This window comes from Enterobacter sp. FW301-JW81, from assembly GCF_058788735.1.
Genome location: NZ_JBYTBA010000001.1, coordinates 712,811 through 737,979 on the forward strand (window position 1 = coordinate 712,811; position 25,169 = coordinate 737,979).

Below are 25,169 nucleotides of genomic sequence, written 5' to 3' on the forward strand. Positions count from 1 at the left end.
ATGGGCGAGAACGCGGCTTTCCTGGCTGAAATCACGGCTTTCGTTAACAAGGCGAAAACGAATCAGGAAGCAGTAGTGCGCGCCGTCGGAATCAAGATTCTTAACCAGCTGGTGGTGATGTCTCCAGTGGGCAACCCGGAGTTGTGGGAAGTTAACCAGACAGCCGTTTCCTATAATCGCGCTGTTTACGACCATAACGAAGCGCAGCGCGCCAATCCCGACAACCTGACCAAAACCGGGCGACTGAAGAAAAAAGCCCGGGTGGTGGATGGGATGGACATCAAAGCACCGCCGGGGTATACGGGCGGACGCTTTCGCGGTAACTGGCAGGTGTCCTTTGATGCCCCAACGACTGACGAGACAGGCCGGGTTGATAAGACAGGTGATCTGACAAAAGCGGCCGGGAACTACACGCTGTCGCTCTTCAAAGTCGGGATGAAGGCCATATATTTCTGCAACAACGTGCCCTATGCCTACCCGCTTGAAATGGGGCATTCCACACAGGCTCCGGGCGGCATGGTCCGCATAACTGCAGCTGAGTTTCAACGCTTCTTTGAGGAAGCTGTCAGGGAGGTGACTAAGTGATTCCAGATATTGCATCTGCACTGGCTGCCAGACTGGGTACCTGGGCCGATGCTGAGGGCATTTCGGTTGCATGGGAGAACGTGCCGTTTACACCTCCTACTAACGAGATGTACCTGGCCGTTCACGATATGCCCGTTACGCCGCGAACAATCGATCTCGCATTGCGCTGCCGGACTTATTCAGGCGTGTACCAGATTAATGTCGTGGCGCCAGCCGGCTCCGGCCGTACCTCCGTCGTTGCCCTGGCTGGCAGAGTAGCGGAATTGTTCCCCGAGGGACTGGAAATTGCAGGCAAAGATTTTACCTGCTGGATTAGCAGCGCGCCTGGCATATTCCGCGGCGTCCCTACACCTGTGTCCTACTCCGTTCCTGTCAGCCTGAATTATCGGGCAGACATTACCAACTGATTCCCTCTGTGATGTCCCACAACTGACCGGCCTTGAGCCGGTTTTCCCGTTTCTAAAGGAGTAACCATTATGGGCTTTGCATTGCCTAACGGCGCTCATGTCTATCTGGCATCGGGCTACGGCCCGGCCATTACGTTCACCGGCGCGACGAATGCTGAGCACGCGGTGATCACCGTTAGCGCCGCAGACGATATCGCGGTCGGCGATATCGTTCACGTGAACTGCAACTGGTCGGGTATTGATAACGTTATCGCGAAAATCGACGCGATTGCGGAGAATGCTGTCACTCTTCGCAACATCAATACCACAAACACAAACAAATACGCGGCGGGCGGCGGTTCCGGCTCTATTCGCAAAATTGAAGAATGGACCGAGCTGCCACAAATCACTGAGGTATCGAAATCTGGTGGTGATCAGAACACCACGCAGATTCAGTTCCTCAGCGATGATCGCCAGCGCAACCTGAATACCTATAAATCCGCTGTCTCTCAGACTTACTCGATTGCTCACGACTCAACTCTCCCGGTTTATCCGCTGCTGCGCCAGCTGGACGAAGACGAAGAGACTGTAGCGGCGTACATGTACGTGCCGAAGGCGAAGGAGAACCGTTACTGGGCGGCCACGGCATCTTTTGACGACACGCCGGCCACGGCGGTGAACGAAGTCGAAACGGTAAGCGTCGTGCTGAACCTGCAATCGCCTGCAATGACCTTCTACAAGGTCGACTCGGGAAAAGCTGAGACAGTAGCGGTTACCGGCGTCAGCCTGGATCGGACAACCCTGAGCATTAAACAAGGGGCAACCGCCACGCTGATCGCTACTGTCGAACCATCTAACGCCACCAATAAAACGGTGATCTGGACATCTTCAGATGAGTCGATCGCAACGGTTGATGCCTCTGGCAAGGTCAGTGGTGTTGCGGAAGGCAATGCCACTGTCACAGGTACGACCGCCGATGGCGCGAAAACCGCGACCTGTTCTGTCACCGTTACTGCTGCAAATTAATCCCGGCCCCACTCGGGGCCACAACTGTACGGGAAAAATATGGCTACCAAATTCACCCTCCAGCCCAAACCAACTTTTAAGGCCAACGTCTCGATCCCGCGCGCCGGCGATGAGGATGGCGTGCTGACCTTCACGTTTAATCATAAGCCACTCAAAGAGCTGGCTGATCTGGAAAAACTGGAAGGCAAAACCGCCACTGATTTTCTGATGGAAATTATTTCTGGCTGGGCGCTCCCCGATACATTCAACGCGGAAAATCTGTCGGTGCTGCTGGAAAACTATCCGGCTGCAATGAAGGCTATCCCTGAAACCTACTATCGCGAACTGATGGGGCAGCGCGAAAAAAACTGATAGCGGTTGCCTCTGCATTCTATACGCCTGAACCCACAGCGGCAGACCTGGCGCCCTATGGGCTTTCGCCGGATGACTACGACGATCAGTACATCGACGTCTGGCCAGATGTATGGCCTTCATTCCTGGTGTTTCAGGCTGTCAGTACGCAGTGGCGCACGGGTATGGGAGGCGCATCAGGGCTTGATTATAACGTGCTGCCCTGGGTGATGCGCCTGCACCACATCGAGGACGAGGCAACCGCGCTTTCGGACATCCGAATCATGGAGAGTGCCGCACTAAAAGTTATGCATAAAGAGAGGGCGGAATGAGTAACGACATCGCCACGATTTCCCTTCGCGTAAATACCAGTGAGCTGGAGCGCGGTAACCAGGCACTGGATCGCTTTCAGGAGACCGCATCCGCCGCGGCAGGTAAAGCGGATGACCTGAACAGCACGTTCCGCACCGGTATCGATAACCAGAAGAAAAACAGCGAAAGCCTGAAGCAGCAGCGTCAGGAACTGCAGAACCTGCTGAATAAAATCAGCCCGGTAAACAAGGCGCTGGATGAACTGGACATTATCCAGGAGAGCCTGGCGAAATTTCGCGGTAAAGGGCTGGTGGGAGGCGAGGATTTTACTCGTTACAACAGCGTACTTGAGACGACGCGGGCAAAACTGGCACAGGTAATGGAGTCTGAAACCGCAGAGGGTCGGGCCCGCATTGAGCAGGCTCAGGCAGCGCAGCGTGCAGCTGCGGCGGGCAAAACTTTCATCGATTCGCTGGAGGAGCAGGTCACAGCAATCGGAAAAACGCGCGCAGAGCTGTTAGAGCTAAAAGCTGCCCAACTCGGCGTATCCGATCGTGCTGCACCAATGATCGCAAAGCTGAAAGAGCAGGAGGAAGCGTGGAAGTCTGGGGCTATCAGCGCGGGGCAATACCGCAATGCTATGCGTTATCTCCCGATGCAAATTACCGACATTGTGACCTCACTGGCTTCCGGTATGCCGGTTTATATGGTTGCTATTCAGCAGGGCGGTCAGCTACGTGACTCGTTTGGCGGTGTAGGCAATGCGCTGAAAGCGATGTTGTCGATGGTGACCCCTGCCCGAGTGGCAATTGGCGGCCTGGCCGGTGCTGTAATGATTGCGGCCAAAGCGGGATCGGACTACTTCACCGCCTACGACGAAATCAACAAGGCCATTATCAGGACTGGCAACATTGCCGGCACGTCAGCGCTCCAGATCATGGCTTCCTCCCAGTCTATTGCTGCCTCTACTGGCGCTACTGTAGGTACCGTTCAGAGCTTGATGACTGAGCTGGTTGGCATGGGATCGCTGACACAGCAGCAACTTGAAAAAGCAGCGGGCTCCACGGCGCTGGCGGTTCAGACCGGTATAGTCTCGGCGCAGGACATCGCCAAAGCCTATAAGGACATTGAAAAAGACCCTGTTAAAGCGCTGCAGAGTCTCAACGAACAATATAATTTCCTGACCGTTTCACAACTTAAGCATGTTGACGATCTGATAAAGCAAAAGGACCAGACCGCGGCCGTTACACAGGCTATGGACCTGTTTGGCGATACGATGGCAAAACGTGGGGAGCAGGCTTACGACTCGCTGACGCCGTTTGGTCGCCTGTGGCTGGATATCAAGGGCTGGGCGTCTGAGGCCATGCAGAGTATCGGTCAGTGGGTAGCTGAACTGGCATCAAACACACTGAAGGAATTCAACGCAATTTATTATAGCGTTGCGATCGTTTTCCAGAAGCTGAACCAGATTATTTCTTCCTCTATCGCTGCCGCGATTAATCTCGTTCCCGACTGGGCGAAAACAGATACTTTGCAGGGATGGCAGGACTACAACGAACAAATGGCCGGCGCATATGGTGACAGCGTCTCTCAGCTGAAAAAAGACTGGGATGCGGCTGATATCAGTGCGGGTAAATACCTCGATACGACCAGAAAGATAAGTACCGCAACCACCCAGAAGGATCGGGAAGGAGTCGCTGCTTTTGGCAAAAAGACCAAAACCGGAAAGCAGGGCACTTTATCGGCTGGCGATCGCAGCACGGATGCTGCCCAGGCCGAATTACTGGCGCTTCAGGCACAGTTACGCGCGCAGCAGCAGCATAAAGGGCTGAACGACACTATCAGCCAGCAGCGCAAAGATCTGTGGACGACTGAAGCGAAATTTCAGGTGCTGGAGGAGGCCTCGCGTTCACGTTCACTGACAAAGCAGGAGAAATCCCTGCTGGCGAGTAAAGACCAGGTGCTTCAGTTGGCACGGCAGAAAGCCCTGTTAGGTGATCAGATTACCGCACAGGAACAGCTGAACAAGCGAATGGATACCTCGCAGAAATACGTCACTCAGATGGCAGAGAGGCAGGCTGCATTAGTGAACGGTGCCGGGATGAGTGACCGTCAGGCACAACGTGAACTCGCGAAAAGTCAGCTTGCCGCTGGCTGGAAGAATGCTGGAGGTTCGCTTGACGACGAGGGCTATCAGAAGCAGCTTAAAGCGGCGAATGATTACTATGATGCAGAGGACAGGTTGCGTGGCGATTGGCTCACCGGCGCGAAAAAGGGCTGGGCTGAATTTGAGGACAGCGCGACCAATGTTTACTCGCAGGTGCAGACGATTACCAGCAATGCGTTCGCCGGGATGGCCAGCACGCTCACCGACTTTTTTACTACTGGTAAATCTAACTTCTCAGATTTCCTGTCTACCTTCCTGAAGGGCATCGCCCAGATGTTGACGCAACTGGCTCTGGTTAATGGAATGAAGTCAGCCTTTGGTGGAACGGGTATCGGTGCCTTCTTTGGTTTCTCTGGTGGCGGTCTGGTGCCGGAATTCGATAGCGGTGGCTACACCGGTGATGGTGGTAAGTACCAACCGAAAGGCGTAGTTCACGGTGGCGAATTTGTGTTTACGAAGGAAGCGACCAGTGCGCTGGGTGTCGGTAACCTTTATGCGCTTATGCGGGGCGCTCAAGGGTATGCAAACGGCGGCTATGTCGGAAACGCACCGATGTATGGGCTGCAATCGAATGCAGCTGGTGGCGTAACTGTTCAAACTTCCGTAGTAGTTCAAAACCAGAACTCTCAGCAGCAGACTACTAGTAGTAACGACGCTATTACTCGGGCTTATAAGCAGACCATCGATCAGTCTGTTCGTGCCGGGATTGCTAAACAGCTTCAGCCCGGTGGTTTAATCTGGAATGCAACAAAGTCACGATAACCTGCCTCAAGCTATTGTAACAGCAAATATAACCCGCCAATTGGCGGGTTTTTTGTGCCCGGAGAAAACATGGCAATCGAAACATTTAATTGGCGAACGCAAATACAGGCGGGAATTGAAGGGGCGTTCAGCCTTAAAACGCGCTCTGCAACCTTTGGCGACGGCTATGAGCAGATCGCCGGGGACGGCATTAACCCTGAAAAGCAGTCATGGCCTGTCACACTGACCGGGAAAAAAGCGGACATGCTTCAGGCCCTGAAGTTCTTTCGTTCTCACGTCACCAAATCATTCATCTGGACATCGCCAGTTGGCGAAACAGGGCTCTACCGGATTGAGGCTGAATCAATCAAGTCACAGCCCTTATCCAGCAACGTTCTGACCATTTCCGCAACATTCAAACAGGCGTACGCACCATGATCACAGCAGACTATCAAAGCCTTGAGCCCGGCAATAAAGTCCGGCTTATCGAAGTTGATGGCTCAACGTTCGGCGTGGATGATGTACTGCGATTTCACGCCTACAACCTCCCGCACACGGAAGAAGAAATCGCCGCCGCTGGTGGTGATGAATCAAAGCTGGAGGCGAAAAGCATCTGGTGGCAGGGGGAAGAATATGCCGCCTGGCCGTATCTAATTGAAGGGCTTGAAGCATCCACAGAAGGCAACAGCGCCCAGCCAACTCTGACGGTTGCAGATATCGAAAGCAAGATTACAGCACTGTGCCTTGCCTATGACGATATGCTACAGGCGAAAGTCACTATCCATGACACCTATTCGCACTATCTCGATGCGAAGAACTTCCCTGAAGGTAACGCAACAGCAGATCCGCAACAGGTCAGAAAACGAGTTTTTTACATTGATAGCAAAGGCAGCGAAATTCCGGGCGAAAGTATCGAATTCGTGCTCGATAGCCCGATGTCGTTACAGGGAAAGATGATCCCTACACGTCAACTTCATTCTCTGTGTACCTGGTGTATCCGGAATAAATATCGCACCGGCGATGGCTGCGACTATGCCGGAACCCGCTATTTCGATAAAAACAACAACCCGGTGAGCGACCCCTCTCTGGACGAATGCAACGGCACGCTTACGGCCTGTAAGCTCCGGCATGGAGACGGCAACGAACTGCCGTTCGGTGGGTTCCCTGGCACGTCTTTGATCAGGAGCTGATATGCGTCAGAAAACCATCGATGCGATTATGGCTCATGCTGCAGCTGAGTATCCTCGCGAGTGTTGCGGCGTGGTGGCGCAGAAAAGCCGTGTTGAACGTTATTTCCCGTGCCGGAATCTTGCCGCGGCGCCGGAGGACAATTTTGTACTTTGCCCCGAAGACTATGCAGCTGCAGAAGACTGGGGGAAGGTGATCGCCATCGCTCACAGTCACCCGGATGCCACGACGCAACCGAGCGAGCTGGATAAAGCGCAATGCGATGCAACCTTTTTACCCTGGCATATCGTGAGCTGGCCGGAGGGAGATTTACGGACCATCCAGCCGCGTGGAGAACTGCCGCTGCTGGAGCGCCCGTTTGTGCTTGGTCACTTCGACTGCTGGGGGCTGGTGATGAGCTATTACCGGCAAACGCACGGGATAGAGCTTCACGATTACCGGGTCGATTATCCCTGGTGGGAAAATGACTACCCGGACAATTTCTATCAGGATTGCTGGTATGAGTGCGGATTCCGTGAATTCGACGGGCCGCCAAAACCTGGCGATATGGTGATCATGCAGGTTCAGGCTGATAAGTGGAATCATGCTGGGATTCTGCTGGAAGGCAACATGCTACTGCATCACCTTTATGGGCATCTGAGCCAGCGCGTACCTTATGGCGGTTACTGGCGTGAGCGCACAATGAAAATACTGCGCTTTAAAGACTGTTTCTGATAACCGCCTGTGGCAGTTTTTATGGGGGAAAAATGGCTGCATTACTCAATGTTGAACCGGTCCGCACAATTCGATTGTACGGCGTGCTGGGCGCCACCTTCGGGCGTGAATATCGTTTATCAGTAGCTTCACCTAAAGAGGCCATCCGCGCCCTGAGCGTTATCGTGCCGGGTTTTGAGCGTTTCCTGAATACCAGTAAGCAACGAGGTTTAACATATGCGGTATTCAGCGGGAAACGAAACCTCTTAAACGATGAGCTCAGTATGGACAGGAGCACAGAGGAAATCCGCATCGCGCCGGTGATCATCGGCAGTAAGCGAGCCGGGGTGTTTCAGACAATCCTCGGGGTTGCCCTTGTCGCTGTTGCTGCGTTCGTCACGGGAGGGGCCGCGATCGGGATTGGTGGTACCGCATTCGCTGGTGGATGGGGCGCTGTGGCGGGGATTGGGGCATCAATGGCGATCAGCGGCGTAGTCCAGATGCTTTCTCCACAGACAACCGGGCTCGCCAGTAAGCAATCTGCGGATAACCAAGCCAGCTACGCCTTTGGTGGAGTAACAAACACGACAGCCCAGGGGAATCCGGTACCGCTTCTTTACGGTAAGCGCCGCATCGGTGGTGCGATCATTTCTGCTGGCATTTATGTTGAGGATCAACAGTAGCCATAGTACCAAGCTAAGTGTATCTTCTTGAAAGAACGCATTATATGACTGGAAATGCTTATGGATGGTTATGCAATAGACTTTCAAGATTTGCTTGGAATAAGAAAATTAAACGAGCCTGGTTTGGACAGAAGGGCGTTCACAAATTGGGCTGAAAACCAGATTTCTGCCGGCATTGAGTCTTCAAATCTTTTGATTTTGGCATCTTTGGGATTAGATAAGGAAATCTCAAAAGATGAGGTGTTTCGCTATTTTGATGGCTACGTTGATGAAATTGGAGAAGTGATGCCAACTGAACGAGTAGCGTTAATATTGTCAATACGATTAACATTCAAAAAGCTCGCCTATTCGGAACTTGAGGATGAGGTCTGGAGTGAATTAACGAGAACTTTTGTTAAGTGGTATGACTTGCCAAATGGCCTTTTAAATAGAGTAATGACGTACTGGAGCGCATTGCATGATGATTTTATCAATAATTATGAGTATGAGGTTGGATATTATTACCTGAACTATCAGCGACACGGTGACATTCCTCGCTCGAAACAATTAGAGTACGTTCGTAATTGTGCAATTCGCTTTCTCCGTATTTTCGATGAACACTACTATTTCGGTTTGCTAATCAAATAATATTTAATTCAACATCGCTCTGATCATGGCCACCTCCGGGTGGCTTTTTTTATGGACAAAATATGGAAACTGCAATCGCTATAAAAGGCCGCAAGGGCGGCAGCTCCAGTTCCCGAACCCCTACCGAACAGCCTGACGATCTGCAATCTGTAGCAAAGGCAAAAATCCTCGTTGCACTAGGGGAAGGTGAATTTGCAGGGCAGCTGACGGCGAAAGATATCTACCTCGACGGAACGGCTCTGGAGAATGCTGACGGTTCCCAGAACTTCGGTGGTGTAACGTGGGAGTTTCGGCCAGGCACTCAGGCACAAAAATACATTCAAGGGATCCCGGGTACCGAAAACGAAATTAGCGTGGGAACTGAGATATCGAGCGCTACAGCGTGGACGCGCACGTTTACCAATACGCAGCTTTCAGCGGTTCGCCTGCGCCTGAAATGGCCTTCGCTTTTCAAGCAGGAGGACGACGGCGATCTGGTCGGTTACTCGGTTAATTATGCGATTGACCTGCAGACGGACGGCGGCACATGGCAGACGGTACTCAATACCAGCGTGACCGGCAAAACGACGTCAGGTTACGAGCGCAGCCACCGCATTGATTTACCTCAGGCGGGCAGCACCTGGACAATCCGATTGCGTAAGATTACGTCTGATGCCAACAGCGCGAAGATCGGCGACACGATGATGCTGCAGAGCTTCACCGAAGTAATTGACGCCAAATTACGCTATCCAAACACAGCGCTGCTTTATATCGAATTCGATTCCAGCCAGTTTAACGGCTCTATCCCGCAGATCTCCTGCGAGCCCCGCGGCCGCGTTATCCGCGTACCGGATACTTACGACCCCGAAACCCGCACTTATAGCGGTACGTGGGCTGGGACATTTAAATGGGCTTGGACCGATAACCCTGCATGGATTTTCTACGACCTGGTGGTTAGCGACCGTTTCGGACTTGGGGATCGTCTTACAACGGCCAACATAGATAAATGGACGCTCTACCAGGTTGCACAGTATTGCGATCAAATGGTACCGGATGGCAAAGGCGGAAGTGGTACCGAACCACGTTATACCTGCAATGTGTACATTCAGGAACGCAACGACGCTTATACAGTCCTGCGTGATTTTGTTGCCATCTTCCGTGGGATGACCTACTGGGGCGACGACCAGATTGTGGCGCTGGCGGACATGCCGAGAGATGTTGATTTTACATACACTCATGCGAACGTTATTGATGGGCGCTTTACCTATTCCAGCAGCACCACAAAGAACCGTTACACCAATGCGCTGGTGTCCTGGTCAGATCCTGATAACGCTTATTCTGATGCGATGGAGCCTGTTTTTGAGCAGGCGCTGGTTGCGCGTTATGGGTTTAATCAACTTGAGATAACTGCGATCGGTTGTACCCGTCAGTCGGAAGCGAATCGCAAAGGGCGATGGGGGATCCTCACCAACAACAAAGATCGCGTTGTTACTTTCAATGTAGGGGAAGATGGCAACATTCCACAGCCTGGCTATGTAATCGCTGTAGCGGACCGAAATCTCTCCGGGCGCGACCTGGGCGGCCGTATCTCTGCGGTGAATGGTCGCGTGCTGACGCTGGACAGGGCGCCGGATGCTTCGGCAGCCGACAGGATGATTGTCAATCTTCCATCGGGTGTTTCACAGTCACGCACCATTCAGTCGATAACGGGCAATAAAGTGACCGTTACGACCGCTTACAGTGAAACGCCTGTGGCTGAGGCCGTATGGGTCATTGAGTCTGATGAGCTCTACGCACAGCAGTATCGCGTTATTACGGTAACTGATAATAACGACGGCACGTTCACAATCGTCGGTGCAAATCACGATCCGGATAAATTCGATCGCATTGATACCGGAGCCATCATTGACCAGCGGCCGGTGAGCGTGATCCCGCCGGGCAACCAGTCGCCGCCTGCGAACATCGTCATCAGCTCGTTTTCTGTGGTGCAGCAAAATATCAGCGTCGAAACGATGCGCGTGAGCTGGGACCAGGCGCAGAACGCTATCGCCTATGAAGCGCAATGGCGCCGCAACGACGGGAACTGGGTTAACGTGCCGCGCAGCTCCACCACGTCATTCGACGTCCCGGGGATTTATGCCGGGCGCTACCTGGTGCGCGTGCGCGCAATCAATGCCGCAGAAATTTCATCCGGATGGGGCTATTCAGAAGAGAAAACGCTGACGGGTAAAGTGGGCAACCCACCGAAGCCGGTTGGCTTCATCGCTTCTGAAAACGTGGTATTCGGTATCGAGCTGAATTGGGGATTCCCGGCGAATACCGACGACACGCTGAAGACTGAAATTCAGTACAGCCTGACCGGTTCCGAAGACGATGCGATGCTGCTGGCCGATGTGCCTTACCCGCAGCGCAAATATCAGCAGATGGGCCTTAAGGCTGGGCAGATTTTCTGGTACCGCGCGCAGCTGATGGACCGCAGCGGCAACGAATCAGGGTACACAGAATGGGTGCGCGGTCAGGCCAGTATCGATGTGTCCGACATCACCGATGTGATCCTGGAGGAGATTAAAGACTCGGATACCTTTAAGGACCTGATCGAGAACGCGGTGGACAGCAACGAAAAAGTTGCAGGCATGGCGGATGAAATCAAAAACCATGCTGACGAGCTCGAGCAGCGGGCGAAAGACATCCAGGAGAACGCTGACGGGCTGGCGCAGGCCGAAGTGAAGATAGACGAGATTTCTGTGTCGATGGACGGCATGACAGGAGGCTTGAAGAACTCGGCAATCGCGATAATTCAGGCCAACCTCGCTCAGGTGGCCACGCGTAAAACCCTGTCGGCATCGGTTGCCGGTAACAGCGCGCAGCTGGACCACATTGATGAGGTGATAGTCACTGACAGGGAGGCAACGGCACGCGCATTGCTGAGCCTGCAGACGAACGTCAACGGTAATACTGCATCTATCAACAGTCTGAGCCAGACGGTTTCGAATTATCAGCAGGCCACGGCCACGCAGATAAACGCCATCACGGCGACCGTCAACGGGCATACGGCGGCGATAACCACCAACGCTCAGGCCATAGCGAACGTAAACGGCGACCTCAGCGCGATGTACAACATCAAGGTTGGGGTCTCCAGCAACGGGCAGTATTACGCCGCAGGGATGGGGATCGGTGTGGAGAATACGCCATCCGGCATGCAGTCGCAGGTTATTTTCCTGGCAGACCGCTTCGCGGTGACTCATCAGGCCGGCGCAGCGGTTACGCTTCCGTTCGTTATCCAGAACGGGCAAACCATCATCAGAGATACGGTAATCGGAGATGGAACCATCAGCAACGCCAAGATCGGCAGCTACATTCAGTCCAACAACTATGTCGCTGGCTCAGTCGGGTGGAGGCTGGATAAGGCCGGTACGTTTGAGAACTACGGTTCGACAGCTGGCGAGGGGGCCATGAAACAGACCAACCAGACAATCAGTGTACGGGACTCCAACAATGTGTTGAGGGTGCAGATCGGGAGAATCACTGGTACATGGTGACGGGAGGCCTCTTGCGGGGCCTCTTTTTTTCAGGAGATACGATGGCGGATTTCGGTGTTCAAACATGGGATGCATCAGGCAAGGTTAACAACTATGGAATTAAGCCAGTCAGCGTTTGCGGCTATCTGCAACTGGCCGTTAACCAGAAAACAGGCTCTTATTCCGTTGCCCTGCCACCGGGTTGCAAACTGACCTACTTTCAGGCCATGAACGATGATAAGTGGGGAACTGGAAGAAGGATGATAACCATCTCCGGCGGTACTGCAACGGTTTCCTCTGTGGGCGATACCGACTACTCAGCAGGGACTGAACCCGCTGTTGCAGCTTTTCTCATTTTCCAAATCGAGAGGGCATGAATGGCGCAGTACGGCGGTTTACTGACGACGACGAGCGGTGAGGTGTGGGTTACCGCCAACAGCTCACCAATTGCATTACAGGCGCGAAAGACAGCGGCACTGCAGGGAACATCGGGTTTCAATACCAAGGTGACGCACACCTTTCCCACAGGACAGCCCGTTGTGGCCTTCGTTCACTGCACGGTTGAGGTGGAAATCACTCAGACGGTAAGCGGAAACACCATCACGATTGATTTTCTCAGACCTAATGCTACCGGCACAGCGTACGTTTATTTTTTCACAATTTTCCCCCAGACAAAGCCAGATTACGGGATGGCCGTGTGGGATGCATCGGGGACCCTGATTTTGACCCACGAGACGCGCACGCTCGGCGATGTCGTAACCATAGGCACTGCCGGAGTGGATGCAAGCTCAGGCTACAACATCAACACAACCTTGGCGGGGAAGTGGGCCTGCATGCCCGTCATGCTCGGCCTGATTACCGGGGTTATATCAGCCGGTGGCCAGCCGCAGCCCTACGCTGCAATTTACAAGAGCATGGCAAAACTCGAGGGAAGCAATACGCGGATATTTGCCAGACCTCAGACAACCCCCTCCGGAGGGCTGCAAAACGTCGCGTACTCAAACATGAGAAACGTCATCATGGCCATCAATTGCGCCAACTACGATTGATCGTTTTCAACGATCAATTTCTAATAATTGATCTACCAAATCAATTATATCCCGTTGATTCATATTGTTATTGTGTAACCTTGTGAATGCCCTGGGATATAACCTCGATGAAAAACATGATTCTTTGCCTGGCGGTGGCGGTGGCGGTGGCGGTTTTGCTCTCCGGTTGCGCTGGCGTTATTGAGAAACAGCAACCTGTGTGTTCCGGTACAGCCCTTATCGGCGGGCAGGAAAACAACGTCCAGATTTACGGAGTGCGTAAACTAAACAATCAGACCCAGTACCGCGCCGGTTATCCCTTTAACTGGACCTGGGTTAGTGCCAACACGTTCACCAGCACCACCTGCCAGTAACTCATTCTGTTTCAAAACAAACCTCGCCACGGCGGGATTTTTTATTGCCTGGAGAAAATATGCTTTATAACACTGGCACCATCGCCGTTAACGGAAACACCGCAACCGGCACCGGCACGAACTGGACGGCACCCGCCAGCCAGGTCCGCGCCGGCCAGACGATTATCGTCATGTCTAACCCGGTCCAGATGTTCCAGATTTCAGCCGTGAACAGCGCCACGTCAATGACGGTTACGCCTGCCGCTTCCCCGGCGCTGAGCGGTCAGAAATATGGAATCCTTGTGTCGGACAATATCTCGGTCGACGGCCTGGCCCAAGCGATGTCGCAGCTCATCAAAGAGTATGACGAGAATATTGGCGCGTGGGAGACGTTCGCTACCACCTCAGCAAACCAGACTATCACCGTTACCATCAACGGTGCCTCCGTGAATATTCCAGGTATTGGCGCACTTGCAAGAAAGGGGGTAAACAGCGATATCACGGAGCTAAAAGGGCTCACTACTGCGCTTTCTATTGCGCAGGGTGGCACCGGGGCAACAACGGCAGAAGGCAGTCGCACAAACCTCGGTTTGGGAGACAGCGCCACCAGGAACGTAGGTACGGTGGCGGGAACGGTTGCTGCAGGGGATGATTCGCGCCTTAAGACAATCGAAGGTAAAACAGGTGGGACTGTTACTGGCGGCGTTGTTGCATCGGCAGGAAACATAGTTGGCGTAGCTTCAGGATCTGGCGGTAATAAGGCTATTACTCTAGGTAACGTTGGTTCAGACGGTCCGGCTGAAAATTATGTTAACTGGCTTTCTGGTAACTATTATTCTGGCACATGGAGGCTTGGCGCTGTACGTGGGTCAGGACCCGATTTAGCCCGTGTACAAATGAACATCTATGATGGTGTAAGTACCAATGCTGATTTCCGCTGGTACCCTTACGGAGCGTTTCAGTCAAAAACCCATATTGGCCCTGGGGAAGGATACGGTGGTGGTTACCAAGATATAGTTAACGGCTACAGTACCAACACATCGTTTGCGCGCCCAAACCTATCAACTCCAAACGATAATGGATTTGTACCATTTGGCAGGTGGCATACCTATTGCTCAGGGGGGTATCACGCCGTTACCGCTCTTGGATCTATTTCCCAGGGGAAAAGCAACTGGCCATCTATTGAACTTGTAACCATTGGTGATAGCGGATCTGCAGGAACACGTATTTTCTCGTTTAATACCGTTACCGCGGATATTTCAGTTTCGGGCAGTGGTGGTTTTGGGGGGAATTATATTTTCTCTAAACAACCAAACTGTGATATCGAACTGAAACATAGCGTGAAATATGATGATGGTTATCAGTCATACGAGAATATCAAGAAATTCCTGCCAGCAACTTACGTCTACAACGATGACCCTCATGAGAGAGTTCGCCGAGGTGTAATCGCTCAGGATGTCATGAAGATCGACAGTGAGTACGTAACGTTGGTCCCTGCAGCACCGAAATTTGATGATGAAGGCAACAGGGTTGATGCTGACGATACGTTAGCGCTGGATAGCAACGTCATCATGCTTGATACCGTGCTGGCACTGAACTACGTCATTAAACAGCTAGAGACAACACAGAAAGAGCTCCAGGAGCTTAAGCTAAAAATAGCGGAATCATGAAGTCTTAGCTTTCAGCCGCAGCCCGTGCCGGTACTCAACTGGCTTTGTCTCACTCAGGTCTGCTTACACTCTGCCATTATCGAAAAATTTACAAAAGAGATAATTCGAAACGAGAGAGAAACTTAGAAACGAAACGGCGAAGCTTTAAGCAGTGACGACAGGGCCTGTATCTTGCGGACACTTACAAATAAAACTACTGTATATAAAAACAGTATTTGAGGTGTATGCAATGGAATTCATCAGGCCAACAGAACTGCGAGAAATTATCGCTCTCCCGCTTTTCAGTGACTTAGTTCAGTGTGGTTTCCCAAGCCCCGCAGCTGATTACGTTGAACAGCGTATCGATCTCAATGAGTTACTTGTCGCTCATCCGAGCTCCACCTATTTCGTCAAAGCCGCGGGTGATTCAATGATCGAAGCCGGGATAAGCGACGGTGATCTGCTGGTGGTGGATAGTTCGCGCACGGCTGAGCACGGTGACATTGTCATCGCCGCGGTGGAAGGGGAATTTACTGTTAAACGCCTGCAGCTGCGCCCGACCGTGCAACTCATTCCTATGAACAGCGCCTACAGTCCGATTGTTGTTGGCAGCGAAGACACTCTGGATGTTTTCGGCGTCGTGACCTTCATCGTTAAATCTGCGAGCTGATTATGTTTGCGCTCTGTGATGTGAATTCATTCTATGCATCATGCGAGACGGTGTTTCGGCCCGATTTGAAAGGGCGGCCAGTGGTTGTTCTCTCGAATAACGATGGCTGTGTAATCGCACGCAGTGCCGAGGCCAAGGCCGCTGGAATTACAATGGGAGAGCCTTTCTTCAAGCAAAAGGACTTATTTCGGCGCGCTGGGGTTGTTTGCTTCAGCAGCAACTACGAGCTGTACGCAGACATGTCGAACCGGGTAATGACGACGCTTGAGGAAATGAGCCCCCGCGTCGAAATTTACAGTATCGATGAAGCTTTTTGCGACCTGACAGGTGTTCGCAACTGCCGGGACCTTACGGAGTTCGGCAAAGAGATCCGCGCTACCGTTCTGAAGCGTACGCACCTGACCGTTGGGGTTGGCATAGCGCAGACAAAAACACTCGCAAAGCTGGCAAACCACGCTGCCAAGAAATGGCAGCGCCAGACTGGCGGGGTGGTTGATTTATCCAATATCGACCGTCAGCGTCGGTTGTTGGCGATTGTGCCTGTGGAGGATGTATGGGGCGTCGGCAGGCGCATCAGTAAGAAGTTGAACGCCATGGGCATCAAAACGGCTCTGGACCTCTCAGAACAAAGCACATGGATTATCCGTAAACATTTTAACGTAGTGCTCGAGCGAACGGTCAGGGAGCTACGCGGAGAGCCATGCCTCGATCTGGAGGAGTTTGCACCAGCTAAGCAGGAAATCGTCTGCAGCCGGTCATTCGGCGAACGCGTTACTGAGTATGAACAGATGCGCCAGGCCATTTGCAGCTATGCCGCCCGTGGTGCTGAAAAACTGCGGGGTGAACATCAGTACTGCCGCTTTATCTCTGCGTTCGTGAAAACCTCTCCCTTTGCGCTTAACGAGCCGTATTACGGTAACAGTGCGTCCATGAAGCTTCTCATCCCCACTCAGGATTCCCGCGACATTATCAATGCCGCGGTAAAGTGCCTGGACAAAATCTGGCAGAATGGTCACCGGTACCAGAAAGCCGGCATTATGCTCGGGGACTTCTTCAGCCAGGGGTTGGCCCAGCTCAACCTGTTCGATGAGAACGCGCCGCGGGCCGGAAGCGATAAGTTAATGGAGGTGCTCGATCACCTGAACGCAAAAGAAGGGAAAGGAACGCTCTACTTTGCCGGACAGGGCATACAGCAACAGTGGCAGATGAAGCGTGAAATGCTGTCGCCACGGTATACGACGAGATATTCAGACCTAATAAAAGTTAGATGATTCTTTAAACGGTATATTCATTCGAACCTAATTATCGGCTATGAGTATTAAGTGTAATGTGTCTATTGCTATGCTTTTGTAATATAAATAAGCCCCTGCAATTATACAGGGGCTTATGGATATGATGCCGGGTGCCTCCCGGTGAGTCATTGAACTAACCACTCGTGACTCGCTACTTCAGAAATTCACGATGAGCCGCTTGATATACAAATCATCAGGTTAATTAGCCCTGCCGCTGAGGAGGATTCATCATTAAACCGAATGTAACAGCAATGCTTAGCAAATGATACAATATTTACTGATGTGCTTCATAATTTTCTTTCGTAGTTTGCACGGTCAAAGTATTTTCAGATGGTGAAGGTTAAAACATCGATGTTCATTTTTTTACTTTAAGTCTTGAAACAAAGGTTAAGGTTTTATCTTCTGGGCAAATCATTAGAAAAATTGCTGTGGGACATTCTTCTAAACGTATAATTCGATGCGGCATCTGGTAGAGTCTTTTTTTTAGTTTTTCTGCTCCATCTTTTTCAGACTCCCACTCTAAAACTGCCTGACCCTCTGAATCAACGAATGCATGGGATGGAAGTTTAACGCCTCGATTTGACTTACTTGAATAGTTTCGGTCATGCAAGAGATCCAAGATAAAAGGGTTGATTTTATTATCTGAGGATGGGGCTTCAATAACTATTAATACTGTGTAATGTATGGTTTTCATGGAAGCCTTATGGTTGCTTCAGCAATAAAGTCATATCGCCATGGTGTTGGATGTACATATGTTAATTATAAATGTCTGTATGGGGATAAAAAAAGCCTGCGTTAAGCAGGCTATAATAATGAAAGGTAGTTATAATAATGATTTCATGAATGTTGGCGTTGAATCCCTGGCGTCAAAGATACTTCTGCGCCGCATCTAATATTTCCTGAGAGGTAAGCTCTCGATCTGATGCCACATAGACCACTTCATGGTCACCTGTTAAAGAGGGAAAACCTGCTGACATTATCTGAAGGTTTATCACTTCTCCATTAGGATATTCTTCGCGTATTGATGTCACACCTTTAAGCACAGTGATAACTTTACTTGGCTTACCATTAAAAAAAATGATTACTTTTTTCATATATCACCATGTATTTTGAGGGTTTCTAGCCCCTGCAGGTGGTCGAAAGGGTTCTGTTTGTTCATTTTTTTGCCTCTTTCGAAATTAAAACAAGCATTATACTGCCTTAACGTGTACTGTAACGGTCCATTTGAACTGGAGAAGTCTATGTCTGCACGTAAAAACACTCAATTCCGCCGAAATTATTTAGTAAAATGTCCTTGTCCAAACTGCTCAAAAGATTCCGAACATAGTTACAATCGTGTGCAAAAGGGGGCTCAGTTGGTGTGCCCATACTGCTGTGCTTTGTTCAAATCTTCCCAGCGCTTCTAAAAGAATTAATAAAAAAATAAGAAGTGATGCTTTTGGAGGCTGCCTAACCTCTTACGCACTTTAGTATTTTATAAGCAGTTAGCTTCTGCTTTGAGACTGTTCATGCAGCAGTCCTGCATTTCATCACATCGGTCAGCAAACTTGATGGTAAGTAAATATGCTGGCCTGTTGTAATGATGTGCGTAACCGAATAATCACCTTCCTCTGATATAATCATGCTGGCTTAAGTAATTCAGTTAAAAATTATCTATCACAAAGCGTTACATTGGCAGCGGTTGGCCCTTTAGTTCCAGCTATGATAGCGAATTTGACTTTTTGTCCTTCAAATAAAGTATTGAAATTTTCTCCTTGCAGAGAAGATGTGTGAACAAGAACATCTTTACTTCCATCGAGTGGGGAGATAAAGCCAAATCCCTTATCGTCGTTAAACCACTTAACAAGACCGATGATTTTAGATGACATATAACCTCTGTTTGAACATTTTCAAACTAACAAGCTCATGATAAGAAACGTATGATTGTATACGTATGGACTCAAGAGGAGGGGATATCAGAGATAACACCTGGTTATGAGGACAGTTGTTGGAAAGTTAGATTCATCACCGCAACGAATCAGCGAAACCATTAAGGCACGTGTTGAATGAATAAGCAAATTTTATTTTAGCCTTCCAGAGGGCCATTGAAATAGAATTAGCTATTATTAACTAATCCTGTATAGTCAAATCTGGATTACCATTAGGAAAATATTTGTCTCGTAAAATGACAGGGATTGTCAAAAGTTTTGATTCTAAAAGTGGAAAGGGATTGATTATCCCTTCAGATGGTAGGAAAGAAGTTTTTTTACATGTTTCTGCATTAAATAATAGCGAAAGCCAAACGTTAAAGCCTGGAGTTCGTGTAGAATTTTATCGTATAAATGGACTTGGTGGTCCGATGGCTGCAAACATATTCCTTTCTTAAAATGCGATAATGCTGAGTTAAGTATAAAGTGCATACTGAAAGGACGTCAGATTATATGTCTATTTGTTCTATCACTTTCCTCCCTTGATTTATTACATTTCCAACATCACGGGCCACTGCATGCCAGATAAACATCTCAGCTGGCACAGTGCCGTCAGATGCAATCTCTTCCGCTTCTTTCCCCCCAATATCCTGCCGCATCCACTCACGTGCCGCTTCGGGTAAAAGAGCCAGTGGTCGTCGGTCATGTATGCCGACCAGACCTTTGTCAGCTGCAGACGTCACAATAATAAAACCTTCTGCTTCGTCACCTCGCTCAAATGGAGTGCTGCCGATTGCTGCCATGAATATGGGGTGCCCGTCAGTGCAGTGTATGAAATAGGGCTGTTTATTGTCGCCTTCCTTCTTCCACTCGAACCATCCATCAGCAAAGCAGATTGCCCGGCCATGCAGCCAGAGAGGTTTAAACATTCTGCTGGCGGCCGCGTTTTCTATGCGAGCGTTAATCAGTGGCGGCTTATCCCACCATCCGGGCGCGTAACCCTACAAAACTGGATCAAGATGCAGCTGCTCGTCGCGTTCGCTCAACAGCAGGACTTTGGTACCCGGAGCCACATTGTAACGTCCGATTGGTTCCGGGTCGTATGCGATGTCGCGATCGGCTTCATCGGCCAGGTATGCCAGATATTTTTCACGGGTTTGGGATTGTGCAAAACGTCCACACATGGGCACCTCCAGTTGTCAGACTGAAAGTATAGGCACAGATAAGCACGCTAAATGGGGACCTATGTATTGCCTGCCTATCTACCTGCAGTTAAAGCATTGGTTCAACGATCGCTTTATTGAAAATTCCTGTTTCAATAACTTCACTGTGAAGGCTGTGAGGGACGATAACAGGAATTTTTATACCAGGATAAAGTTGAGTAAGAGCGAGGGTTCTGTGCCGACCATCCATAATTCGGAATGGCGAGGTCATCTCCGGATACTCGACAATACTGTTGGCAATGTAGCTTTTAACTTTGTGCCAGCGAATTGGGTCGATGTTAAATGCCTCATCCCCCATGCTTTCCAGAATTTTTAAACCATCGGCAAAAATGATGCATCCACCCTCTTGAGCAAACACAGGAGGCAGAATGAAACGAATGTCGCTGAACTTAGGGTAGACAAACGGTTCATCGTCTTTTGGGATGTCGTCAAAGGATCCAAATCTGAATTTACCGAGGTGAGTGTGGAGGAATTCCTCCGGAAGGCGAGAGAATAATTGTTTCATAGAAGTCCTTCTCAAATGTCAAAGGGGAGTGAAGTGATGCCATGCAAACAAGCAGTAATCAAAAAAGCGCACGCCGATTAAGTCGTACAACTCATTCACGGTGATTATGCTGTTGGGAGATGGGGGCAGTAAAGCAGGAGGTTTAAAAACTGGAAAAGTGCTCGCAAATCAGCTAATCGAATCAGAATTTTGGGGGCAGATTTGGGGGCATTTTGAGATAAGGGACACCGATAGGGGCACAAAAAAGACCGTCCACGTCCGTAGATGTCCGTTAAACGTTTCGGGCTAACTCACTGATATCATGTAAAATAAAACCATTTCAATGAGTTGCGAATTTTCTGCACACTAAAACTGCACAAACAGCTTTTTCATTGGATCTCACCGAAAAAACGCTATATGCAGAATATACATGAAAAGCCTTCGCGTTTTTCATGTCTGTTGAACGTGTTACATGGCTTTCGCGCTGTTTTTTACCTTGGCGATGAGTTTTTCAGTTACGTCCAGGCCTTCCGCAATGTGCGTATCGATCACATCGGTCCCGAATTCGTTAATTAAATCCAGGAGAATTTCGTAAGACTGGATGAGTTCAAGGAGATCAAAGAGCGCTTTTTGATCGGCGCGTGAGGGAGTGGAATGGCCAAGCGTTGCCTGATTAACAATCCACTCAAGATTGGTTTTGATGGCTTCTACGTGACTGTAGCTATACATATTTCATGGGCTTAAATCCTCATTTCAAGATTTATGGGAGAGAAGTCGTGAAAGCTTCACGGCGAAAATGAGTAGAACGGTCGCCAGAGGGGGCGAGCTGAAGAAAGGAGAGTCGAGAAGGTAATTATGGAATAGTTCGCGGGCTTAGCAAGTTAATTGTTGCGCAAACGTAAAAATAAATGCGCGAAAGAAGGGCAATGTCGCGTAATGCCTTCTTTTCGCGCAGGTTATATTATGGGGGGACGCGATCAGGTTTCCCAGGCGTGCGGGGCAAACAGATAGCCCTTATTACGCACGGTTTTGATGCGATAGGGCTCGGTGGCGTTATCCTGCAGTTTTTTGCGCAGTCGCGAAATCGCAACGTCGACGCTGCGATCCATTCCGTCATAGCTTACCCCACGCAGGTTTTTCAGCAGCGCGTCACGGTCCATGATTTGCCCGGCATGCGTCGCCAGCTCCCACAGCAGGTCAAAGTCTGCGGTTGAGAGGGGGATAAGCTCGCCGGAAAGCAGAACCTGGCGGTTGATCGGATCAATCGACAGCGTACCAAAACGCATCGCTTTATGCGGCGTCAGAGAAGGTGCGGGCGCTTCGCGTTCAACGCTGGCGTGCTGGCGTAAGTGGAGGCGCAGGCGGGCAAGCAGAACGGCAGGCGGTGTGGTTTTCAGAATGTAGTCATTGGCACCCATCTCCAGCGACAGAATATGGTTCATATCGCTGTCCAGGGAGGTGAGGAGCACGATAGGGCCGTCCCAGCGGGCGCGCAGGTCGCGGCAGAGCGTCATGCCGTCTTTTCCTGGCAACATGATATCCAGCAACACCAGATCCGGGTTTTCACGGACGACCACCTCTTCGGCACGATCGCCGCGAGGTTCAACAATGACGTCCATATCATGTTTACCCAGATAGGCCGCGATCAATTGCCCGACTTCGGGTTCGTCTTCAACATAAACAATCTTATTCATACAACGTCTGTTTTCGTGAAAAAAGCCAACATACACCGCGGAACCTTAACCTTCCATTAATCTTTCAAAATTAACGCCGGTTACGTTATTCTGGCTCATATTGTTATTTGATTGTTATAGGAAAAAGTATGGGGCTGGCGATCAAAGCCGCGCTGGGTGCGCTGGTGGTGTTACTGATTGGCGTTCTGGCAAAAACGAAAAATTACTATATTGCCGGGCTAATCCCACTCTTCCCGACCTTTGCGCTTATCGCCCACTATATTGTGGCGTCTGAGCGCGGTACGGAAGCGTTACGCACGACCATCGTGTTTGGCATGTGGTCTATCATCCCTTATTTTCTTTATCTGCTTTCGCTGTGGTATTTCACCGGTTTCCTGCGTCTTCCCCTGGCGCTGAGCGGGGCGGTGGTCTGCTGGGGGCTCAGCGCCTGGGTGTTAATTTTCTTCTGGAGCCGCTTTCACTAGCGCAGCGGTCGGCCGCCGTCCACGGCAAACGTTCTGCCGGTGACGTAGCAGCTGGTGAGCAGGTAATCCACAAGGTCGATTACCTCTTTCTCGCCCGGGGCAATTTTCATAAGCGACTTATTCAGCGCCTGCTGGCGATACTCCGCATCATCGTTTTCGTTAAACAGAATCATCGCCGGGGCGATGGCGTTCACCTTCACCTCGGGCGCGAGCTTGCGGGCAAACGAGCGCGTCATGTTATCCAGCGCGGCTTTACTGGCCGCATAGGCGATGTGCTTGTCGCTCCCGCGCTCCACCACATAATCGGTGAAGTGGATGATATCCCCCGCTGCATGCCCATGGCCGCGCAGCAGATCCTGCAGCGCGTGGTTAAGCAGATAAGGCGCATTAACGTGGATCTGCAGCATGGCTGAGAGCGTTTCGCTGAGTGAGGTACCGGGTTTTTCGGCCCGCCAGGCGCTGGCGTTATGGATCACGGCGCGCAGCCCCGGCGTGGTGGATTTCACCTTTTCCGCAAAGGCCAGAATGCCGTCATCGGTCGAAAAATCAGCCTGAATGCAAACCGCCCCGGCTTTGCGCAACCCCTCAATTGACGGATATTCCGTACGGTAGCTGACAATAACCGGATGACGAAGGTTGAGAAAATGATGGGCGAGGGCGAGGCCGATACGGCGGCCTCCACCGGTAATCAGTATTGGGCGAAGCTGTGCATTTCCCATCGTATTCTCCTTTGCAGTTCAACAATGGGAAAGGCGATGCTATCCCATTAACATCCAGGTTGCCGGTACGGCAGCAACCAGTAACATTCCAATTAATGCCATTTCACGGCGTTTCAGCGCATTCTCCAGCTGATGCGTGCGGCGGGCGTAGATAAACACCAGCAGACCCGGGGCATACAACACCACCGACAGCAGCAGATGCATAGGGCCGGAAGCATACAACAACCACAGGCCGTAAATACAGGCTCCGACACCCACGACATAATGCGCCGGGCGTGTGGCAATTTTTAACAAATACGCACCCACTAAGAAATAGGGTACCAGAATCATTTCCGAGGCGATGGTCAGCAGGGTGTTATAGTCTGAACCTGTGAGCCAGATCAGCACCAGACAAACCTGAACGCTGATGTTGGTCAGCCAGAGCGAGGCAGACGGCGCACTGTTTTTGTTTTGACGGGCAAACAGGCGCGGAAACGCTTTATGCGTAGAGGCCAGGAACGGCACTTCAGCCGCCATGATGGTCCAGCTCAGGTAAGCCCCGCAAACTGAGACGATCAGTCCCGCCGCAATCACCACATCGCCCCAGGGACCGAGCATTTTCACCATCAGCCCTGCCATTGACGGATTACGCATTTCAGCCAGTTCAGGACGCGCTACCACGCCCAGCGACAGCAGCGTCACCAGCAGATACACGCCCAGCGCAGCAAGCACGGCTAGCAGCGTGGCGCGACCGACATCACGTTTATTTCGGGCCCGGGCCGAAACCACGACCGCGCCTTCAACGCCGATAAACACCCACAGGGTTATCAGCATCGTGTTTTTCACCTGCTCCCAGACAGGGACGCCCAGCGCCATGCCGCTGAAATCGAGCGTAAACACGTCGAGACGGAACGCAATAAACGCCAGAACGATGAACAGGCCAAGCGGAACCAGTTTCGCGAGGGTTGCCACCAGGTTAATGCTGGCGGCCGTTTGCACGCCACGCAGCACCAGCCAGTGGACGAACCACAGCAATACCGAGGCACCCACAATAGACTGCCAGGTATTGCCGTCGCCAAAGAAGCGTAGCTCAGGCGTATCGGTAAAGAAACTCAGCGCCGAGAAGACGATGACCAGATAGGAGACGTTGGCGATAACGGCACACAGCCAGTACCCCCACGCGGAACAGAAGCCAATCAGCTCGCCGAAACCTTCACGTGCATAGGTAAATATGCCGCCGTCCAGATCCGGGCGAATGCGGGTGAGCAGCAGCATGGCGAAGGCCAGCAGCAATATCCCAACCCCCGTAATGCCCCAGCCAATGAGCAGCGCGGCAGGGCTTGCAACGGCCGCCATGTTCTGCGGCAAACTGAATACGCCCGCACCCAGCATTGAGCTTAAAACGAGTGCAGTCAGAGCACTCAGGCCAAGTTTCTTTTCCATTGGCTTCCTGTTATGAAAGGTCCAAATCC

29 protein-coding genes and 1 pseudogene are annotated in these 25,169 nt (G+C 51.2%); 21 read left to right on the plus strand and 9 right to left on the minus strand.

Annotated features, from left to right (window positions below):
* The 18 genes from AC3WOK_RS03445 (at position 1) to AC3WOK_RS03530 (ending at position 17,206) form a co-directional block, all read left to right on the plus strand.
* Positions 1-585 carry a hypothetical protein gene (locus AC3WOK_RS03445; protein WP_042713350.1) on the plus strand — a complete coding sequence of 195 codons (585 nt, stop codon included), beginning with the start codon at positions 1-3 and terminating at the stop codon, positions 583-585.
* On the plus strand, positions 582-992 hold the full coding sequence (locus tag AC3WOK_RS03450) for a DUF4128 domain-containing protein (RefSeq protein WP_492353941.1): 411 nt from the start codon (positions 582-584) through the stop codon (positions 990-992). Before AC3WOK_RS03445 ends, AC3WOK_RS03450 begins: the two co-directional genes overlap by 4 nt.
* 69 nt (positions 993-1,061) lie before the next feature.
* On the plus strand, positions 1,062-1,997 hold the full coding sequence (locus AC3WOK_RS03455) for a phage tail tube protein (protein ID WP_492353942.1): 936 nt from the start codon (positions 1,062-1,064) through the stop codon (positions 1,995-1,997).
* A gap of 39 nt (positions 1,998-2,036) precedes the next feature.
* On the plus strand, positions 2,037-2,348 hold the full coding sequence (locus tag AC3WOK_RS03460; RefSeq protein ID WP_038419624.1) for a phage tail assembly chaperone: 312 nt from the start codon (positions 2,037-2,039) through the stop codon (positions 2,346-2,348).
* Positions 2,349-2,395: 47 nt separating this feature from the next.
* On the plus strand, positions 2,396-2,659 hold the full coding sequence (locus AC3WOK_RS03465) for a DUF1799 domain-containing protein (protein ID WP_492354230.1): 264 nt from the start codon (positions 2,396-2,398) through the stop codon (positions 2,657-2,659).
* Positions 2,656-5,568 (plus strand): phage tail tape measure protein, encoded by a 2,913-nt coding sequence (locus AC3WOK_RS03470; protein ID WP_492353943.1) that lies wholly within the window; start codon positions 2,656-2,658, stop codon positions 5,566-5,568. Before AC3WOK_RS03465 ends, AC3WOK_RS03470 begins: the two co-directional genes overlap by 4 nt.
* A gap of 69 nt (positions 5,569-5,637) precedes the next feature.
* Entirely contained in the window at positions 5,638-5,985 is a 348-nt protein-coding gene (locus AC3WOK_RS03475; RefSeq protein WP_492353944.1) for a phage tail protein, read from the plus strand.
* Complete coding sequence (locus AC3WOK_RS03480) at positions 5,982-6,737, plus strand: phage minor tail protein L (protein ID WP_492353945.1); 756 nt, start codon at positions 5,982-5,984, stop codon at positions 6,735-6,737. Before AC3WOK_RS03475 ends, AC3WOK_RS03480 begins: the two co-directional genes overlap by 4 nt.
* Position 6,738: 1 nt before the next feature.
* On the plus strand, positions 6,739-7,449 hold the full coding sequence (locus AC3WOK_RS03485; RefSeq protein ID WP_492353946.1) for a C40 family peptidase: 711 nt from the start codon (positions 6,739-6,741) through the stop codon (positions 7,447-7,449).
* A 32-nt stretch (positions 7,450-7,481) separates the two neighbouring features.
* Entirely contained in the window at positions 7,482-8,111 is a 630-nt protein-coding gene (locus AC3WOK_RS03490; protein WP_492353947.1) for a tail assembly protein, read from the plus strand.
* A gap of 60 nt (positions 8,112-8,171) precedes the next feature.
* The gene (locus tag AC3WOK_RS03495) at positions 8,172-8,738 is read left to right on the plus strand and encodes a hypothetical protein (protein ID WP_492353948.1); all 567 of its coding nucleotides are present in this window, start codon (positions 8,172-8,174) and stop codon (positions 8,736-8,738) included.
* Positions 8,739-8,800: 62 nt separating this feature from the next.
* A complete protein-coding gene (locus AC3WOK_RS03500) occupies positions 8,801-12,256 on the plus strand; it encodes a TipJ family phage tail tip protein (RefSeq protein ID WP_492353949.1) in 3,456 nt (1,151 codons plus the stop codon).
* Between the two features lie 41 nt (positions 12,257-12,297).
* Complete coding sequence (locus AC3WOK_RS03505; RefSeq protein ID WP_492353950.1) at positions 12,298-12,612, plus strand: hypothetical protein; 315 nt, start codon at positions 12,298-12,300, stop codon at positions 12,610-12,612.
* Positions 12,613-13,284 (plus strand): hypothetical protein, encoded by a 672-nt coding sequence (locus tag AC3WOK_RS03510; protein WP_492353951.1) that lies wholly within the window; start codon positions 12,613-12,615, stop codon positions 13,282-13,284. It begins immediately after the preceding gene.
* Between the two features lie 107 nt (positions 13,285-13,391).
* Positions 13,392-13,637: a phage exclusion lipoprotein Cor gene (cor, locus tag AC3WOK_RS03515; RefSeq protein ID WP_492353952.1), complete on the plus strand. Its 246-nt coding sequence runs from the start codon at positions 13,392-13,394 to the stop codon at positions 13,635-13,637.
* Between the two features lie 59 nt (positions 13,638-13,696).
* Positions 13,697-15,286 (plus strand): tail fiber domain-containing protein, encoded by a 1,590-nt coding sequence (locus tag AC3WOK_RS03520; protein ID WP_492353953.1) that lies wholly within the window; start codon positions 13,697-13,699, stop codon positions 15,284-15,286.
* A gap of 229 nt (positions 15,287-15,515) precedes the next feature.
* Positions 15,516-15,935: a translesion error-prone DNA polymerase V autoproteolytic subunit gene (locus AC3WOK_RS03525; RefSeq protein ID WP_025910812.1), complete on the plus strand. Its 420-nt coding sequence runs from the start codon at positions 15,516-15,518 to the stop codon at positions 15,933-15,935.
* Between the two features lie 2 nt (positions 15,936-15,937).
* Positions 15,938-17,206: a Y-family DNA polymerase gene (locus tag AC3WOK_RS03530; protein WP_492353954.1), complete on the plus strand. Its 1,269-nt coding sequence runs from the start codon at positions 15,938-15,940 to the stop codon at positions 17,204-17,206.
* A gap of 376 nt (positions 17,207-17,582) precedes the next feature.
* Here AC3WOK_RS03530 and AC3WOK_RS03535 read toward each other — a convergent pair whose 3' ends face one another.
* Together AC3WOK_RS03535 and AC3WOK_RS03540 are read right to left on the minus strand one after the other, a co-directional pair.
* The gene (locus AC3WOK_RS03535) at positions 17,583-17,921 is read right to left on the minus strand and encodes a hypothetical protein (protein ID WP_492353955.1); all 339 of its coding nucleotides are present in this window, start codon (positions 17,919-17,921) and stop codon (positions 17,583-17,585) included.
* A gap of 172 nt (positions 17,922-18,093) precedes the next feature.
* Positions 18,094-18,321: a hypothetical protein gene (locus AC3WOK_RS03540; protein WP_025910815.1), complete on the minus strand. Its 228-nt coding sequence runs from the start codon at positions 18,319-18,321 to the stop codon at positions 18,094-18,096.
* A gap of 147 nt (positions 18,322-18,468) precedes the next feature.
* Here AC3WOK_RS03540 and AC3WOK_RS03545 point away from each other — a divergent pair, with 147 nt between their 5' ends.
* Positions 18,469-18,633, plus strand: a complete 165-nt coding sequence (locus tag AC3WOK_RS03545) for a YnfU family zinc-binding protein (RefSeq protein WP_213729873.1) — start codon at positions 18,469-18,471, stop codon at positions 18,631-18,633.
* A 243-nt stretch (positions 18,634-18,876) separates the two neighbouring features.
* Here the strand turns inward: AC3WOK_RS03545 and AC3WOK_RS03550 are convergent, their stop codons facing one another.
* Positions 18,877-19,095 carry a cold shock domain-containing protein gene (locus AC3WOK_RS03550; protein ID WP_492353956.1) on the minus strand — a complete coding sequence of 73 codons (219 nt, stop codon included), beginning with the start codon at positions 19,093-19,095 and terminating at the stop codon, positions 18,877-18,879.
* A 284-nt stretch (positions 19,096-19,379) separates the two neighbouring features.
* Here AC3WOK_RS03550 and cspF point away from each other — a divergent pair, with 284 nt between their 5' ends.
* Positions 19,380-19,592 carry a cold shock-like protein CspF gene (gene cspF / locus AC3WOK_RS03555; protein ID WP_492353957.1) on the plus strand — a complete coding sequence of 71 codons (213 nt, stop codon included), beginning with the start codon at positions 19,380-19,382 and terminating at the stop codon, positions 19,590-19,592.
* A 51-nt stretch (positions 19,593-19,643) separates the two neighbouring features.
* On the opposite strand, the pseudogene AC3WOK_RS03560 reads toward cspF, so the two are convergent.
* The 4 genes and pseudogenes from AC3WOK_RS03560 to rstA all read right to left on the minus strand — a co-directional run bounded on the left by AC3WOK_RS03560 (position 19,644) and on the right by rstA (position 22,535).
* Positions 19,644-20,318 (minus strand): annotated as a pseudogene (locus AC3WOK_RS03560) (SOS response-associated peptidase).
* A gap of 88 nt (positions 20,319-20,406) precedes the next feature.
* Positions 20,407-20,862 carry a hypothetical protein gene (locus tag AC3WOK_RS03565; protein ID WP_492353958.1) on the minus strand — a complete coding sequence of 152 codons (456 nt, stop codon included), beginning with the start codon at positions 20,860-20,862 and terminating at the stop codon, positions 20,407-20,409.
* 447 nt (positions 20,863-21,309) lie between these two features.
* The gene (locus AC3WOK_RS03570) at positions 21,310-21,570 is read right to left on the minus strand and encodes a hypothetical protein (protein WP_492353959.1); all 261 of its coding nucleotides are present in this window, start codon (positions 21,568-21,570) and stop codon (positions 21,310-21,312) included.
* A gap of 248 nt (positions 21,571-21,818) precedes the next feature.
* Entirely contained in the window at positions 21,819-22,535 is a 717-nt protein-coding gene (rstA, locus tag AC3WOK_RS03575; RefSeq protein ID WP_059312360.1) for a two-component system response regulator RstA, read from the minus strand.
* A gap of 128 nt (positions 22,536-22,663) precedes the next feature.
* Between rstA and AC3WOK_RS03580 the strand changes: the two genes are divergently transcribed.
* Positions 22,664-22,999 (plus strand): GlpM family protein, encoded by a 336-nt coding sequence (locus tag AC3WOK_RS03580; RefSeq protein ID WP_047348763.1) that lies wholly within the window; start codon positions 22,664-22,666, stop codon positions 22,997-22,999.
* On the opposite strand, the gene folM is transcribed toward AC3WOK_RS03580, so the two are convergent.
* Positions 22,996-23,718 (minus strand): dihydromonapterin reductase, encoded by a 723-nt coding sequence (gene folM / locus AC3WOK_RS03585; protein ID WP_047348762.1) that lies wholly within the window; start codon positions 23,716-23,718, stop codon positions 22,996-22,998. The two genes, AC3WOK_RS03580 and folM, sit on opposite strands and share 4 nt — an antisense overlap.
* A gap of 39 nt (positions 23,719-23,757) precedes the next feature.
* Positions 23,758-25,140 carry an amino acid permease gene (locus AC3WOK_RS03590; protein WP_047348761.1) on the minus strand — a complete coding sequence of 461 codons (1,383 nt, stop codon included), beginning with the start codon at positions 25,138-25,140 and terminating at the stop codon, positions 23,758-23,760.
* Positions 25,141-25,169: the final 29 nt, after the last annotated feature.